General features: G+C 36.5%; 16 protein-coding genes. 13 read left to right on the top strand and 3 right to left on the bottom strand.

Annotation, left to right across the window (positions count from 1 at the left end; translation table 11 throughout):
• Positions 1–19: 19 nt before the first annotated feature.
• The gene (locus OXPF_RS06560; protein ID WP_054874412.1) at positions 20–1,210 is read right to left on the bottom strand and encodes a pyridoxal phosphate-dependent aminotransferase; all 1,191 of its coding nucleotides are present in this window, start codon (positions 1,208–1,210) and stop codon (positions 20–22) included.
• Between the two features lie 236 nt (positions 1,211–1,446).
• Between OXPF_RS06560 and OXPF_RS06555 the strand changes: the two genes are divergently transcribed.
• The 11 genes from OXPF_RS06555 (at position 1,447) to OXPF_RS06505 (ending at position 13,726) form a co-directional block, all read left to right on the top strand.
• The gene (locus OXPF_RS06555; protein ID WP_054874411.1) at positions 1,447–2,136 is read left to right on the top strand and encodes a PrsW family intramembrane metalloprotease; all 690 of its coding nucleotides are present in this window, start codon (positions 1,447–1,449) and stop codon (positions 2,134–2,136) included.
• Positions 2,137–2,296: 160 nt separating this feature from the next.
• Entirely contained in the window at positions 2,297–3,616 is a 1,320-nt protein-coding gene (gene miaB / locus OXPF_RS06550; protein ID WP_278308357.1) for a tRNA (N6-isopentenyl adenosine(37)-C2)-methylthiotransferase MiaB, read from the top strand.
• Between the two features lie 15 nt (positions 3,617–3,631).
• The gene (mutS, locus tag OXPF_RS06545; protein ID WP_054874410.1) at positions 3,632–6,265 is read left to right on the top strand and encodes a DNA mismatch repair protein MutS; all 2,634 of its coding nucleotides are present in this window, start codon (positions 3,632–3,634) and stop codon (positions 6,263–6,265) included.
• Between the two features lie 18 nt (positions 6,266–6,283).
• Positions 6,284–8,119 (top strand): DNA mismatch repair endonuclease MutL, encoded by a 1,836-nt coding sequence (gene mutL / locus OXPF_RS06540; protein ID WP_054874409.1) that lies wholly within the window; start codon positions 6,284–6,286, stop codon positions 8,117–8,119.
• Between the two features lie 11 nt (positions 8,120–8,130).
• A complete protein-coding gene (gene miaA / locus OXPF_RS06535; protein WP_054874408.1) occupies positions 8,131–9,069 on the top strand; it encodes a tRNA (adenosine(37)-N6)-dimethylallyltransferase MiaA in 939 nt (312 codons plus the stop codon).
• Positions 9,070–9,123: 54 nt separating this feature from the next.
• A complete protein-coding gene (gene hfq / locus OXPF_RS06530) occupies positions 9,124–9,384 on the top strand; it encodes an RNA chaperone Hfq (RefSeq protein WP_054874407.1) in 261 nt (86 codons plus the stop codon).
• 740 nt (positions 9,385–10,124) lie between these two features.
• Positions 10,125–11,093: an AAA family ATPase gene (locus tag OXPF_RS06525; RefSeq protein ID WP_083479727.1), complete on the top strand. Its 969-nt coding sequence runs from the start codon at positions 10,125–10,127 to the stop codon at positions 11,091–11,093.
• Positions 11,053–11,664 (top strand): GTPase, encoded by a 612-nt coding sequence (locus tag OXPF_RS06520; protein WP_054874406.1) that lies wholly within the window; start codon positions 11,053–11,055, stop codon positions 11,662–11,664. Before OXPF_RS06525 ends, OXPF_RS06520 begins: the two co-directional genes overlap by 41 nt.
• Positions 11,645–12,196: a hypothetical protein gene (locus OXPF_RS06515; protein WP_054874405.1), complete on the top strand. Its 552-nt coding sequence runs from the start codon at positions 11,645–11,647 to the stop codon at positions 12,194–12,196. The genes OXPF_RS06520 and OXPF_RS06515 overlap by 20 nt, the downstream gene beginning before the upstream one ends.
• A gap of 5 nt (positions 12,197–12,201) precedes the next feature.
• Positions 12,202–12,399 carry a hypothetical protein gene (locus OXPF_RS06510; RefSeq protein WP_054874404.1) on the top strand — a complete coding sequence of 66 codons (198 nt, stop codon included), beginning with the start codon at positions 12,202–12,204 and terminating at the stop codon, positions 12,397–12,399.
• A 31-nt stretch (positions 12,400–12,430) separates the two neighbouring features.
• Positions 12,431–13,726, top strand: coding sequence for a methionine gamma-lyase family protein (locus OXPF_RS06505; protein ID WP_152967716.1), 1,296 nt, complete (start codon positions 12,431–12,433; stop codon positions 13,724–13,726).
• Between the two features lie 66 nt (positions 13,727–13,792).
• On the opposite strand, the gene lexA is transcribed toward OXPF_RS06505, so the two are convergent.
• Positions 13,793–14,407, bottom strand: coding sequence for a transcriptional repressor LexA (gene lexA / locus OXPF_RS06500; protein WP_054874403.1), 615 nt, complete (start codon positions 14,405–14,407; stop codon positions 13,793–13,795).
• Between the two features lie 229 nt (positions 14,408–14,636).
• On the opposite strand from lexA, the gene yneA reads away from it, so the two are divergent.
• A complete protein-coding gene (gene yneA, locus OXPF_RS06495) occupies positions 14,637–14,945 on the top strand; it encodes a cell division suppressor protein YneA (RefSeq protein ID WP_054874402.1) in 309 nt (102 codons plus the stop codon).
• A gap of 47 nt (positions 14,946–14,992) precedes the next feature.
• Positions 14,993–15,379 carry a hypothetical protein gene (locus tag OXPF_RS06490; RefSeq protein ID WP_054874401.1) on the top strand — a complete coding sequence of 129 codons (387 nt, stop codon included), beginning with the start codon at positions 14,993–14,995 and terminating at the stop codon, positions 15,377–15,379.
• 33 nt (positions 15,380–15,412) lie between these two features.
• On the opposite strand, the gene OXPF_RS06485 is transcribed toward OXPF_RS06490, so the two are convergent.
• On the bottom strand, positions 15,413–16,486 hold the full coding sequence (locus tag OXPF_RS06485; RefSeq protein WP_054874400.1) for a tyrosine-type recombinase/integrase: 1,074 nt from the start codon (positions 16,484–16,486) through the stop codon (positions 15,413–15,415).
• Between the last annotated feature and the right edge of the window lie 252 nt (positions 16,487–16,738).

Here is a 16,738-nt window from a genome sequence, read left to right as displayed (position 1 = left end):
TGTTATAGCGTGCGGGCTCTTATTTATTAAAGGCTTCAAGGCCTTTTTCTATAACGTTCATGGCTTTCTTTAAATCTTCACAGTTTAAGCAGTAAGAGATTCTCACTTCATCTTTTCCTAAACCTTCTGTTGAGTAGAAGCCTTCTGCAGGGGCCAGCATAACAGTTTCGTTATCCACATCAAAATCCGTCAGAAGGAATTTTACGTAATCTTCGGCGTTTTCAACGGGGAGCTTTGCAACAACATAAAATGCCCCTGTTGGTTTCTGGCATATAACGCCTTTCATATTGCTTAAAGCATTATAAACCACATCTCTTCTAGCCTGATATTCTTCTAGAACCTCAGCGAAATATTCCTTTGGCGTATTTATAAGGGCTGCAGCACCAATCTGATCCAGAGCAGAAGCACAAAGCCTTGATTGACATAACTTTAAAAACAAAGGCAATAATTCTCTGTTTTTTGTTGCCATTAAACCAATCCTTGCACCGCAGGCGCTGTATCTCTTTGATATACTGTCAATCAGTATTACCCTGTCCTTAATTTCCGGCAAATGCATAAAGCTTGTATATTTAAGGCCGTCATATACAAATTCCCTATAAACTTCATCGGCTATTATAAAGAGATCATATTCTTTTGCAATTTCAGCTACTAAATATAATTCCTCTTTGGTATAAACAACTCCTGTAGGGTTTCCGGGGTTTGATAACAATATAGCTCTGGTTTTTTTAGTAATGGATTTTGTTATGATATCCTTAACGGGCAAGTGAAAGCCTGCTTCAGCTTTGGTGGGGAAAGAAACGATATTTACTCCTGCTATGGATGTAAAGCTGTTATAATTGGTGTAAAAGGGCTCGGGCATCAAAATGTCATCACCGTAGTCACACACAGCGAGGATGGCAAAGAGTAAAGCTTCGCTGCCTCCGTTTGTAACATAGACTTCATCTTCTTCAAAATGTATATCCCAGTTTGTATAATATTTTCTGAAACTATTTATTGCCTCAGGGATGCCCTGGGAGTCAACATAGCTTAAAACACCCATATCCAAATTGCTTACAGCATCGAAAAACTCCTTAGGTGTATGAATATCCGGCTGACCTATATTCAGATGATATACTTTTTTACCTTTCTTTTTGGCTGCTGCGGCAAGAGGCGCAAGCTTTCTTATTGGCGAAGACTGCATATTTATAGCTCTCTCTGAAAACTTTAACATAGTATACCTCCAGGTTATTTATCTCATTACCATATTTTATAAACATTATATTTTATGATATCATTTTATTATATTGTGTGCAATTAAAAAGGCTTTAAAACCCTTGAATATCAATGATAATTTTACTGTACTTTTCTTTTAAAAAATTATATATTAAAGGTTGACATGTTTGTATTAATTTACATAGTTAAGGTATTTAATTATGGATAAATTAATACTTAAAGGAGTGTGATTTTATGGAGTTGGCAATTGCTGTTGCACTGGCACCGACTATTGCTTTAATAATTTATATCTATCAGAAGGACAGATATGACAGGGAACCTATACATCTTCTTGCGAGGCTTTTTATTTTTGGCGCTTTGACTGTAATACCCGTATATTTTATCGAAAAGATACTGGCGGAATTGAATATATTCAGTGGATTAGCATCCGCCGCCTATACTGCTTTTATAGTTGCAGGATTGACGGAAGAATATTTCAAGAGGCTGGTAGTTATAAAAATAGCTTTCAAAGATAAAAGCTACAATGAAAAACTGGACGGAATAGTTTACTGTGTATTTTCAGCCTTGGGATTTGCTACTATTGAAAATATAATGTATGTGATATTCGGACCCAGTAATTTTATATACACAGGGGTGACAAGGGGCATATTTGCAGTACCTGCCCACATGCTCTTCGGAGTTACCATGGGCTACTACCTTTCCTTGTCAAAATATGCAGATGCAGATAACACGAGGGTTCTTAATTATAATAAATCCTTTTACGTGCCTGTGCTGCTTCACGGTATATATAATTTCATACTGATGTCGGGGTTAAATAACCTCATGTTTGTTTTCGCAGCCTTTGTTATATATCTTTGGAATGCAAATTTAAAGAAGCTGAATCAATATGTAAAGGAATCAAGAACAAACAACCCCGGCATTTAGGGTATAATCCTATTAATAACTTTTATCATTTAAATTTTTGTGCTGTTAAGGTATAATGAATCCTGCAAGGATTCAATTGGACATAAAATTTGCAGAGCAAATTTTATGGTATAATATACATTATCTTCTTTTAATTGTCATAATATGAGGAGTGTTGTAATTGAAGAAATATTTTATAGAGACCTGGGGCTGTCAGATGAATGAGGAGGATTCCGAAAAGCTCTCCGGAATGTTAAAAGCCATGGGTTATGAAGTTACCGATAATAAAAAAGAAGCTGATATAATAGTCTTTAATACATGCTGCGTAAGAGAAAATGCGGAATTGAAGGTTTACGGCAATATAGGAGCATTAAAGCAGCTTAAAAAGAAAAAGCCCGATCTTGTCATAGCCGTATGCGGATGCATGATGCAGCAGGAAAATATAGCAGAGAATATAAGAAAAAAATATCCCTTTGTAAGCCTCATATTTGGCACGCACAATCTTCATAAGTTTCCTCAGCTTGTAAATAATGCAATGCAGTCGCAAAATACCGTAATAGAGGTATTGGAAAGCAGCGATGAAATAGTAGAAGGAGTTCCAATCGTAAGGGAGAGCAGTGTTAAAGCACTTGTAACTATAATGTATGGCTGCAACAATTTCTGCACCTATTGCATTGTTCCCCATGTAAGAGGAAGGGAAAAAAGCAGAAATCCTCAGGATATAGTGGATGAAGTACGTCAACTGGCACAAGTTGGTTATAAGGAAATAACCCTTTTAGGTCAAAACGTCAATTCCTACGGCAGGGGTTTAAGCGAAGAAATTGATTTTGCCGGACTTTTAAAGCTTTTAAATAATACTGAAGGAATAGAGCGCATACGTTTTATGACTTCACATCCTAAGGATTTATCCGAAAACCTAATATATGCCATGAGGGACTTATGTAATGTATGCAAGCACATACATCTTCCTATACAATCCGGTTCTACCAGGATTTTAAACCTCATGAACAGAAAGTACACAAAGGAAAAATATCTGGATTTGGCTTTAAGGCTGAAAAAAGAAGTTCCCGGTATATCAATAACGACGGATATTATCGTAGGCTTTCCCGGTGAAACGGAAGAAGACTTTAATGAGACTCTGGATATAGTAAAGCAGGTGGAATTCGACTCAGCCTTTACATTTTTATATTCACCCCGCCCTGGAACGCCAGCCTATGATATAAAAGAGCAGGTGGATGAAAACATTAAGCATGAAAGATTCAACAAGCTTGTGGATTTATTGAACTCTATCGGTTTGAAGAAAAATAAGGCTTATGAGAATAAAATTGTAAAAGTTCTCATTGAGGGCTTAAGCAAAAACTATGAAAGCAAGCTTATGGGCAGGACGGATACCGGAAAGCTTGTAAATGTAAATACCGACGATAAAAGCCTGATTGGAAGAGTCATCAATGTTAAGATTACAGAAGCTTTAACCTGGTCCTTAAATGGAATACCTGTATAAACGGAGGATACTTTTATGCCGCAGCTTACTCCCATGATGCAGCAATATTTGGATATAAAAGAGCAATATAAAGATTGTATCCTATTTTTTAGATTAGGCGATTTTTATGAAATGTTTTTTGAAGATGCCGAAACAGCTTCAAAGGAGCTTGAATTGGTGTTGACCGGCCGGGATTGCGGCCTTAATAAAAGGGCGCCTATGTGCGGCCTTCCTTATCATGCTGCCGAATCATATGTTTCAAGGCTCATTTCAAAGGGCTATAAGGTAGCTATTTGCGAACAGGTAGAAGACCCTGCACTGGCTAAGGGCATCGTAAAAAGGGAGATTATACGTGTTGTAACTCCCGGAACCGTTACTGAAAGCAGCATGCTGGATGAAAAGAAAAACAATTATATCATGAGCATATATAAAAACAGCGATTTTTACGGAATCGCCTATTGTGATGTTTCCACTGGGGAGTTCCACGCATCGGAATTCAATTCTTCAAATACTCAAAAGATTATTGATGAAACAGCCCGTTTAACTCCTTCGGAAATCATATATAACATGGAACTGTCCGAAAACACCAAATTGCTTAAGATTTTATCCGACAGGTTCAATGCCTTATTGACCCACTATAAGGATGATAATTTTGAATATAATTCCTGCGTTAATAAAGCATCAGCCCAGTTTAAGAATTGGGGGAAAACTGACAAAATTACAACGGCAGTGTGTGCCTGCGGCGCCTTGTTAAGTTATATTGAGGAAACACAAAAGACAAGCTTAGGGCATATAAACAACCTTATAATTTACACCGTCGATGATTTTATGATGCTGGACATATCAACCAGGAGAAACTTAGAGCTTACGGAAACCATGAGAAATCAGACTAAAAAAGGCTCTCTTTTATGGGTCTTAGATAAAACAGAAACTGCCATGGGTGCCCGTATGCTTAGACGCTGGATTGAAGAACCTCTTATACAAAAAGAAAAAATACAGTACAGATTGGATGCTGTAGAGGAATTATACGGCGATATCTATGTCAGAAATTATATAATAGATAATTTAAACAGCATATATGATATTGAAAGGCTTATAGGCAAAATAGTATACGGCACTCTAAATGCCAGGGACTTATTATCATTAAAGCAGTCAATTTCTGTTTTGCCGGATATCAAAAAGGGCATAAAGGATTTAAAGACCAACATTTTAAGAGATATTTACAGTAATATAGATGAGCTAATTGATGTACATGAATTAATTGAAAAATCTATAATCGATAACCCTCCTTTGTCCGTAAAAGACGGCTTTATCATAAAGGAAGGCTATGATACTGAAGTTGATAAATTAAGAAGGGCATCAAAAGAAGGGAAGGACTGGATAGCCGCCTTAGAAGCAAAGGAAAGGGAAGCTACCGGAATAAAATCCTTAAAGGTAGGCTATAACAAGGTCTTCGGATACTACCTTGAGATTACCAATGCCAATAAGAATATGGTGCCCGAAGGCAGGTATATGAGAAAGCAAACCCTTTCAAATGCCGAAAGATACATAACACCTGAGTTAAAGGAAATGGAATCCACAATTTTAGGAGCAGAAGAAAAGCTTATACAGCTGGAATATCAAATCTTCTGCAAAATAAGGGAAAGTATATCGAAAAACATACAGAGACTTCAGAGAACCTCCTGGGCAATAGCTAATTTGGACATACTATGCTCCCTTGCAGCTGTTGCCATGGAAAATGATTATATAAAGCCTGTAATAACCGATGACGGTACAATAGACATAAAGGACGGCAGGCATCCCGTTGTAGAAAGGACCTTGCCTAATAATATGTTTGTTCCAAACGATACAAATCTGGATATTCTTAATAACAGGGTTTCCATTATAACAGGGCCTAACATGGCAGGCAAGAGCACATATATGAGACAGGTTGCCCTGCTTGTTATAATGGCCCAGGTAGGTTCCTTCATTCCCGCAAGCTCTGCATCAATCGGCGTTGTTGACAGGGTATTTACAAGGATAGGGGCATCCGACGACTTATCCAGCGGTCAGAGCACCTTTATGGTGGAAATGTCTGAAGTTGCAAACATACTTAATAACTCAACAAATAAAAGCCTCATACTCCTTGACGAAGTGGGCAGGGGAACCAGCACCTACGATGGCTTAAGCATTGCCTGGGCGGTTATTGAATACATAAGCAGCCAGTCAAAAATTGGGGCCAAGACTCTTTTTGCCACTCATTATCATGAATTGACGGAGTTAGAAGGCAAGATTGAAGGCATAAAGAATTACTGCATATCTGTAAAAGAGCATGGAGATGACATAATATTTTTACGGAAAATCATAAGAGGCGGAGCTGACCAGAGCTATGGAATACAGGTTGCAAAGCTGGCCGGCCTTCCTGATGAAATAATTAAAAGAGCCCGTGAAATTATAGATATGCTGGAAGTGAACGATATTAATAATAAAAGCATAGAAATACTTTCAGAGGTCAAGAAAGAGACTGCCGCTGCTGAAGCTCATAAAACTTATATAGAACAGCTGGATTTCTTCAGCAGTAATAAAGAAAAAGATATCGTTACAGAAATCAAAAATATAGATATTTTAAACATTACGCCTATAGAAGCTATGAATATATTACATAAGCTTATTAAAAAAGTACGTGAATAGGTTAGGTGGTGAAACAATTTGGGAAACATCCATATTTTAAATGAAAATATATCAAATAAAATTGCTGCCGGTGAGGTGGTAGAAAGACCTTCATCCGTAGTAAAAGAACTTGTTGAAAATTCAATAGATGCCGATGCAACCTCCATTACCGTTGAAATAAAAGACGGTGGTATTACTTATTTAAGAGTCACTGATAATGGTACAGGCATGGATTATGAGGATGCAGAGAAATCTTTTATAAGACATGCCACCAGCAAAATTGCCGAAGAAGATGACTTGAACAATATAAATACCCTGGGCTTTCGCGGCGAAGCCTTAGCCAGCATAGCAGCTGTTTCCCAGGTTGAAATGATTACCAAGCCAAGGGATAAGGATTACGGCACAAAAATCATACTAGAAGGCGGCGAGTGCAAGTATTTGGATTCTACAGGCTGCCCGAACGGCACGAGCATCATCGTAAAAAATTTGTTTTACAATACACCGGCGAGGTTAAAGTTTTTAAAGAAGGAATCCAGAGAGTCGGCTTTGGTGTCAGACACAGTATTAAAGCTTGCTTTATCCCATCCTGAAATATCCTTTAAATATATAAATAATGGCAAAAACATATTTAATACTCCCGGAGACGGTGATCTTAAAAATACAATATTGACCATATACGGAAGGGAATTTTATGATTCTCTTATTCCAGTATCCTATACAGGCAATATATTATCCATAAAAGGCTATATCGGGCGCCCCAGTGCAGCAAGATCCAACAGGTCTTTTCAGACGTTTTTCATAAACAACAGGTATGTGAAGAACAAAATGTTCTCGACTGCCGTCGACACTGCATATAAGACTTTTTTAACCGTAAATAAATTTGCATTTTGCATATTATTTATATCAATACATCCTGAACTTGTGGATGTAAATGTTCACCCTACAAAAGCAGAAGTAAGGTTTCAGGATGAAAGAGAGGTCTTTGGCGCCATATTCAATACAGTTAGAAACGGCCTGGCAGGAGAGGTATTGATACCTCAGATGGAAAAACAAGAAGCTTCTTTTAAAGTAGAACAACAGCAGCTTATCAGGGATGATTACAGCAATCCCTTTACTGTAAGGGAACAAAGAGATTTTTATGATATAAGAAATGAAGATACAAAGGTAGAGGCTGCAGTAACTGAAGAACAGCCAATAGAGAAGCATCATGAAGCCTTTAAGGAGGACAAAGTATACAGTGATATGAATGTCAATGCTTTTGAGGATGAAGAAATCTCATATAATACGCCTCAAAATCTTCTTCCGCCCCTCGTAATAATAGGACAGTGCCATTTTACCTACATACTTGCCCAGGGTCCTGACGGTCTTTATATAGTGGACCAGCACGCTGCTCATGAAAGAATATTGTATGAAAGATATAAGAGCTCCTTTGAAAAGGGAGTAATACAATCACAGCAGCTTATCGCTCCTTTTGTGGTGGAATTAACCTTAAAAGAAGTTGCAGCAATAAAGGACAATCCGGAAATTTTAACAAGGTTAGGTTTTGACTTCGAGTTTTTTGGCAATAATTCAGTTATGCTGCGTTCGGCACCTATGATATTCGGTGTTCCCCAGTTAAAAAAACTATTTTTAGAGCTTGTAGATCTTTTAAATGAAGAAGAAGGAAATAACAAAGGAATAATCGATAGTATGATGTGTACCATGGCTTGTAAAAGCGCTGTAAAAGCCAATGATAAATTAAGCATATTAGAGATGGAAGGGCTTATAAATAAATTAAGGCTCACGCCTAATCCCTATACCTGCCCTCACGGAAGGCCGGTAATAATAAAATTAACTCAAAATGAGCTGGAAAAGAAATTCAAAAGAATACAGTAGGTGCCAATGCTATGAAAAAACCTTTATTTATTCTTGTAGGCCCAACAGCAGTCGGCAAGACTGAGATATCCATAAAACTGGCAAAGGTATTTAAAAGCGAGATAATATCTGCAGATTCCATGCTGGTTTATAAATATATGGATATAGGAACTGCAAAACCTACACCGAAAGAAATGGACGGAGTAAGACACCATCTTATAGATGTGGTAAATCCCGATGAGGAATTTTCCGTAGCCCTTTTCCGTGAAAAAGCAGTAAAACATATTGATGATTTGATAAGTTCAAATAAGCTGCCCATAGTGGCAGGAGGGACCGGATTATATATAAATTCCCTTACATATGCCCTGGATTTTACCGAAACCATATCCGACTGGGATTATCGAAATTCACTGTTGGATATGGCTAAAGAAAAGGGAAATGCCTATGTGCATAATATGTTAAAAGCGGTTGATATTGACTCTTTTAACCGCCTTCATGAAAACGACTTAAAGAGAATTATAAGAGCCCTTGAGGTATATAAATACACAGGAAAAACTATTACGGAAGTACAAATTGGATCAAGAAAAAAAGCCATTGATTATGACTTGTGTATGATAGGCTTAATATCCGACAGGCAAAAGCTATATGAGAAGATAAACAAAAGGGTAGATATAATGCTTGAAAAGGGTCTTGTTAATGAAGTAAAATCCTTGCTTGATATGGGATATACAAAGGATCTGACTTCCATGCAGGGGCTTGGATATAAAGAGATAATCTCTTTTCTTGAAGGGGAGTATTCCTTTGAGGAGGCAGTTTATAGACTGAAACAAAGCACAAGGCATTTTGCAAAACGCCAGCTGACATGGTTCAGGCGGGAAGAGCGAATACACTGGGTCAACGTTGATGAATATGAGGACACCGATAGCATTGTTCAAAATATTGCCCATCACGTTGCAGGAAAATTAAGCTAAATATAGAACTATTATTAAATAAAATAAAGTGTTACACTTATGGAGGATGGTAATATGAATAAAATAAATAACAATTTACAGGATGTTTTCTTAAATCAGTCAAGAAAAGGTCATATACCTGTTACTATACATTTAACGAATGGATTTCAATTAAAAGGCCAAGTCAAAGGATTTGATAATTTCACTATTATCCTCGACAGCGAAGGCAAGCAAATACTCATATATAAGCATGCAGTTTCAACTATTTCACCCTTAAAGCCAATATTGTTTACAGCACCTCAAGAGAGCACAAATACCGATAAAACCGAAGAGTAAAAGCCGTTTCTACGGCTTTTTTTATTTGGGCCTAATAGCCTACTTATACCCTAAATAGGGGGCGGCATCCAAAGTTGGGAGCCGTCTTTCTATTGCACGATTTTGCTTTTGTCTTCGTATATATTCACATTAAGAAAACAAATATAGCTTACCTAAAACTGCAAAATTCTTTGGATCACATTTAGTAAAACATTGTGTAGAGAATCAGCCCAACTGTAATGGTAAAAACTAGAAACATATTTTGTATGATAGGATAAACTAACCCCCTTGCTCTTGAGTCCAGATATTTTCGTACATTTAAAAATAAACTTACGTATTCCACTATCAAGGCAATAATCAGAAATGTGACGGAAGGCCAGTAAACTTCATAAAAGAGTAGAGCCATGATGCTGGCAATAGCTATTAGAACATCAAAAGTTTTAATATAGTTCTTATTTTTTTAGAGTTCATAATCCCTTCCTTTCATTTATTATATTATTCTTTTAATACTATACTAAAATATAAACCCGAAATGAATAAAGAACAGCTAAGACAGTAGGTTCTCACTGAAACTAATATCGATAGATTGTTGTTTTTAGATTTTGAGTCTTCAATAGGAATAGAAGGCAGTTCATCTGAAGAAGATAAGCGCGTCTCCACTGTGGAAATAAAACATAACAAAAATATAATTATTTTTAATCACAATTTTTATCCTGCCCGCATAATATAAATATAGCAGGGTAAAATGCGGAGTTGATGTGATGGAAGACAGATTTGACCATCTTTTAATGTTGCTTAAAATAGGCAGAGTTTCATGCTCGGAAATGCTTAAGGAAATGTCGGGTGAAAAGCTGCAGAATACGGGAAATAAGAATATGCGGCAACAGGAGACCTTAGAAGATGTGATGAAGGAATTGGACAGCCTTATAGGGCTTTATGATGTTAAAAAGCTGGTCAAAGAAATTCAAGCCTTTGCCACCATACAGAAGAGGAGAAAAGAGGAAAACTTAACGGCCGACTCACTGGTATTTCATATGGTCTTTAAAGGAAATCCCGGAACCGGAAAAACCACCGTTGCAAGAATATTAAGCAAGATTTTCAACAAAATAGGCATCCTGGAAAAAGGCCATTTAGTGGAAGTAGAGAGGGCGGACCTAGTTGGCGAATATATAGGCCATACAGCTCAGAAGGTGAGGGAGCAGGTAAAAAAAGCCTTAGGCGGAATACTCTTTATAGACGAGGCCTATTCTCTGGCTCGGGGCGGTGACAAAGATTTCGGCAAGGAGGCAATCGATACGCTGGTTAAAGCAATGGAGGATTACAGAGAAAGCTTTGTTTTAATCTTAGCCGGTTATCAGGATGAAATGGATTACTTCATATCTACCAATCCCGGGCTTAAGTCCAGATTTCCTATAAAAATCGAATTCAACGACTACAGCACCGAGGATTTAATAAAAATATCAAAAATAATGGTTGAGAAAAGGCAATATAAGCTTTCTCCGGATGCTATAAGACGCATCAGAGCTATTTTGGACAGTAAATCCCAAAGCAATGATTATAGGCTAGGCAATGCAAGACTAGTAAGAAATATCGTGGAAGCTGCCATAAGAAAACAGGCAGTACGCTTGGTAAATAAGCCTAATATCTCAAGGGAGGACCTTATATCATTAAAAGGAGAGGATTTTGTAGATGAAGAAGGCTCCCAGAAAGTCATTTATAATAATAGGTAGGGCAAATGCAGGCAAGACTTTGTTTTTGCTGAATTTCTGCGAATTTATGGGTTATAATGATATAACCATAAAGTTCAAGGATGCCCGGGAAGAATATATAAGAAATAACGAAATAGGAGCATTTAAAAAAAACCTGGTTAATGACACTCCCAATTCAACCAAATGCATTCAGGCAACGGAGCTTAATATACCTGTGTTCAAAGGCAGTAAATACGCTGAATTCATAGATACTACAGGACTTAGCTCAACCATACATTTTGATCAGGATATTAGAGAGGGCATGGCTCAGACAATTTCATTGATGAAACAAGATGCTGTGCTTTTTCATATAGTCGATGCAGCATGGATAAGTGATTCAAAGAAAATTGATGATATGGATATGCAGATATATAAATACGGCAAATACAGAGGAAATTATATTATTCTTGCAAACAAGCTTGATCTGATACAGAATGAGAATAAATTACATATATTAGATGAAAGCTTTCCTGAGGTAAAGATAATTAAAATTTCTGCTCTTAAAGAATTGGGCTTTCCTGAGGTAAAAAAATATGTATCTAAGATTATCTGACAATCATCTTTTTATTATCTCCGCATTATTATTGGGCTTGTCTATAAAGCTTTTTGATGATTTTGTAGATGAAAATAAAACCGTAAATATACCTTATATAATGTGCTTTCTCGGCATATCAATTTTTTTATATAGAGAAAATCTGGGGCTTTTTTTAAGTGCTTACATAATAGGCATGTTTCATGACAGGAACATCACTTTGATAATCGGCCTTAAGGCATACCAGGAACAAATAATAGTAATAATCTTATTAGTAATTATAGCAGGTGTAAAATCATCGGTTTTCTCTTTGCTGATTATTTTTGCCATACAGCTCATAGATGATTTGATTGATGAAAGATACGATGCTTCAACGGGAAAAAAGAATTGGGCAGCAATTTTCGGCCGGGTAGAAGTTTCCGTTGCGCTTATAATTTTGATAATAATTTCTTTATATATAGACAGATTTAAGGCATTAACCTGTTCGCTGATATCAATAGCGATATCGGCATTATCCGGCATAAAGAGCACTAAACTTAAAATTCAGGAGTGACAGTAATGTATATTATATTAGCTTTTTTATTTGCCTTTGTATTGGGATATGGATTAGGCAGGAGAAGGGGCAAGTCGCAGGGAATTATGCTTGGTTTATCATATGCTCCTTTTGAAATAAGGATGGAATCTCTTAAAAACAATAAATGCAGCATATGCGGAGACACCATTAATTGCGATAATTCAGTCTCTGTGATAGAATAATACAGTATCAATTGGGAGAGGACTGAGTTTTTTGTTCAATAAAACAAAGGATTATTTATCAAAGGTATACATGATAGATGAAAAGATAAGCAATCTTTGCGAAAAAGTTGAAAAATCCATTAAATATAAATTTGAAGAGCTGGATGAAATAAAGGCATACAACCAATACAAGGTATTAAGAGCCTTTCAGAAAAATAAAATTTCCGATGCACATTTTGCATTTACCACGGGCTATGGCTATGGCGACATAGGAAGGGATTCATTAGATAGGGTATATGCAGATGCCTTTAATTCCGAGGATTGTATAGTAAGGCCTCACTTCGTATCCGGAACCCATGCCATTTCCGTTGCCTTATTCGGCAACTTAAGGCCGGGAGATAAAATCCTTGCTGTAACAGGAAAGCCTTACGACACTCTTGAAGAAATAATAGGCATAAGAGAGAGCAGGGGGTCTTTAAAGGAATATGGCGTAGGCTATATACAAATCAATTTAGCCGAAAACAGCAAGCCGGATTTTGAAAGCATTAAAAATGCGCTTATAAGCGATGATAAAATAAGGCTTGTTGAAATTCAAAGATCTACCGGATATGGCTGGCGGCCGGCATTAACCCTTAAGGATATTGAAGATATAATAGTTTTGGTTAAAAAAGTCAGGAAGGACGTAATATGCTTTGTAGATAACTGTTACGGAGAATTTCTTGATACATATGAGCCTACTGAAGCAGGCGCGGATTTGATGGCAGGTTCTTTAATAAAAAACCCCGGCGGCGGCATAGCCCCGACAGGCGGTTATATTGCGGGCAAAAAGGAATATGTTGAAAATGCGTCATATAGGCTCACTTCGCCTGGAATTGGCAGGGAATGCGGCTCAACCTTTGGAGTTATGAGGCAATTATATCAGGGATTCTTCCTGGCACCTCATGTGACCATGGAAGCATTAAAGGGCGCTATATTCTGCTCTAAATCATTTGAAACCTTAGGCTTTGAAGTATGTCCTGAAGTTGATAGTTCGAGGAGCGATATAATACAGGGCATTAAGTTTAAAAACAAAGACACTTTGATTGCCTTTTGCCAGGGCATACAAAAAGGTTCTCCAATTGATTCCTTCGTAAACGCCGAGCCTTGGGATATGCCTGGTTATAATGATCAAGTAATTATGGCGGCAGGTGCATTCATACAGGGTTCTTCAATTGAATTAAGCGCTGATGCTCCTATAAGAGAACCCTATATAGCTTATCTTCAGGGCGGGCTTACTTATGAGCATGCAAAAATAGGCATAATGATTGCTCTTCAAAATCTCTTGGATAAAGGATATATATCTTTATAAGCATAATAAAATTTAAAACACCTCTTTTAATTTTGTTTTAAAAGAGGTGTTTTAAATTTGAATTTTTTAAAATCTCCTGAATAATCCTATGACTTTTCCTAAAATTTTAACGTCTTGAAGGATTAATGGAGCCATAGATGGATTCTCCGGCTGAAGCCTTATATGATCTTTCTCTTTATAGAAGGTTTTAACGGTAGCTTCATCTTCAATAAGAGCAACTACTATTTCACCATTTTCTGCTGTGGACCGCTGCTCCACGATTAAATAATCGCCGTTTAAAATACCTGCTTCAATCATGCTTTCACCCTGTACTCTCAATATGAATGTTTGCTTATTGGACTGAACAAAATCCATAGGAAGAGGGAATATATCATCCACATTTTCATATGCCAGGATAGGCTGGCCGGCAGTAACCTTGCCTACAATAGGTATATTCACTATTTCTTTTTTAGTCTGATATTCATCTAAAATTTCGATTGCCCTGGGCTTGGTGGGGTCTCTTCTTATATGTCCTTTTTTCTCTAATCTTTCAAGGTGCCCGTGGACAGTAGAAGTGGACTTAAGCCCCACAGCGTTGCATATTTCACGAACTGAAGGGGGATAGCCCTTATCTAATATTTCTTTTCTAATAAACTGTAATATTTCTGACTGTTTATCAGTCTTTTCAAAGTCGTTACTCATTGGAACACACCTCACAAAACCTTTGTATCTTAATTAAAGCATCAATTTATACAGAAATTTAATGGCGCAAGTATGCAAAACTAGTATCTGCAATAATTATAACACAATATTTAAAAAATATGCAAACTAATGTTCGATTTTTTTATAATTTTCTCTTGACTTGTGAACATATGTTCTGTTATTATAAAAATACCAAACGAACAAACGTTCTAATTATGGGGGTTAAAAAATGAAAAGAAGTGCTCGCAGAAGAAAAGCATTTAACAGATTCATAGTCTTATTAATTTCATCATTTATGTTATTTACCTTTATAATTACATTAAGGGTACATGGTAACGCCAAAGTTGAATATGCTACCATAACCGTTGAAAAAGGCGATACATTATGGTATATCGTCAAAAAAAATTGTGAAAACTATAAAGATATAAGAAAAGCTATTTACGATATCAAAAAGGTAAATAATTTAACTTCTTCAAATATAATTTGGGGTCAGGAAATAAAAATACCTTTAAAAATGTTAAAACAAGATGTAAAATAATTATTAGTTATTTCACATATTCAAATAGATAGAGGGCGAATTAAATTATGTACGGTAGCACCTGTATTATTTACGATAACAAGATTTGTGATGAATGCGGAGACTGTAATTTCTGCGATATCAACCCCGATAAAATATGCGACAACTGCGGCAATTGCATACAAGATTATGATTACAACGGAATACAGATAGATGAGCTTGCAGATGAAGAAAATAATGATGCAGTATTGAAAGTCAGCCTTGATTATAAGGATAGCTGGAAGTTCAATAAAGGAAATGACATAGAATACGATGATGAGGTAATATTCATAGAAGATATACCCGGTTTAAGCGAATATCTTGAACAGCACCAACGCGAACATGAAGACGAACACATCCATGATCATGACCACGATGATAGCTGCGATTGCGGTCACGACCATCACCATCATTAATAAAATCAGAAAAGGGAGGATTAGCCTCCCTTATTAGTCTTCCCTCAGTTTTACTATCTTAGCTGCCATTCTTCTTTTCTCATCGTCGATTGCAGCATAATGCTTTTTAGTGGTATTAACATCCCTATGGCCTAACACATCGGCAACAATATAAATATCTCCCGTTTCCCTGTAAAGATTGGTGCCGTATGTGCTTCTTAATTTATGAGGAGAGATATTCTTAAGGTTTGTAACCATAGATGTATATTTCTTTACAAGGGTCTGAACGCTTCTTACATTTATCCTTTTCCTTTGCAGTGATAAAAAGAGAGCATCCTCATAACCTGCTATAGGAGTTATTTCTTTTCTTTCATTAATATAGTTCTCCAGGGCACTTTTTACTTCATTGCTGAAGTACAGAATTACCTGATTTCCGCCTTTTCTGGTTATTTTAAAGCCATTTAAGTTAAAATCTATATCGGATATATTTACTCCCACTAATTCGCTGACCCTTATACCTGTACCTAAAAATAGCGATAATATGGCGATATCACGGGCTCTCGTATACTTCTGATACCTTAATTGGGTCTCTGTAAGCTCTTCTCCGGACTCAACAATATCCAAAAGCCTCGCAACCTCATCAACTTCCAGCCTTATAATAGGCTTTTCCGTGATTTTAGGCATATCGACAAAAGAAGCCGGGTTTACTTTAATTCTCTGCCTTTTATAAAAATACTTGTAGAAAGACCTGATACAGGCCAGCTTACGGGCTTTTCCCTTATTATCATTTGAATATTCAAGGGTATGCTCAGGATTATCCTTATGAGGCTTTACATAGAAGTTTAAATACTCCATAAAGGATTCAATATCGGCAGAGGAAATCAATTCAAGGTCGCTTAAAATAATTTCATGAACGGATTTTTTAGAGAAGTAGCTGTGATTTTCAACAAGGTAACCAAAGAACATATTAAGGTCATAAGAATAGCTTATCCTGGTCAATATGGATGTTGTAGGTTCGATACCAATAAAAAATTCCTTGCAGAAGTTAGGAAGCATATTAATTTGTTCTCTTAATTTTAAAGTTTGTTTATGTTTTAATTCTTCCTGATATGTAATGTTTGATGGCATAAATTCACCTCATAATAGCAATATGAAAAGCTAGCTTGGTTATGTATTAATTATACAACAGGGGAGAAAAAATACAATACTTTTCACAAAACTTGTCTTTTACGAATAGTATTGTTTTCTTTTTTCTCCTAAGCCCCCTAATTAGTTTGGACAAAATACGAACCATTAGCTAGAATAAAATCAGAAGCTTAAGGGGGCATATTCAAATGAAAGGTAATGCATATTCACATGAGTTTAAGGAGCAGATACTAA

Origin of the sequence: Oxobacter pfennigii (assembly GCF_001317355.1) — a bacterium.
GTDB lineage: Bacteria > Bacillota > Clostridia > Clostridiales > Oxobacteraceae > Oxobacter > Oxobacter pfennigii.
The sequence above is the reverse complement of the archived record's forward strand: the minus strand, read 5'-3'. Positions and strand labels throughout refer to the sequence as shown.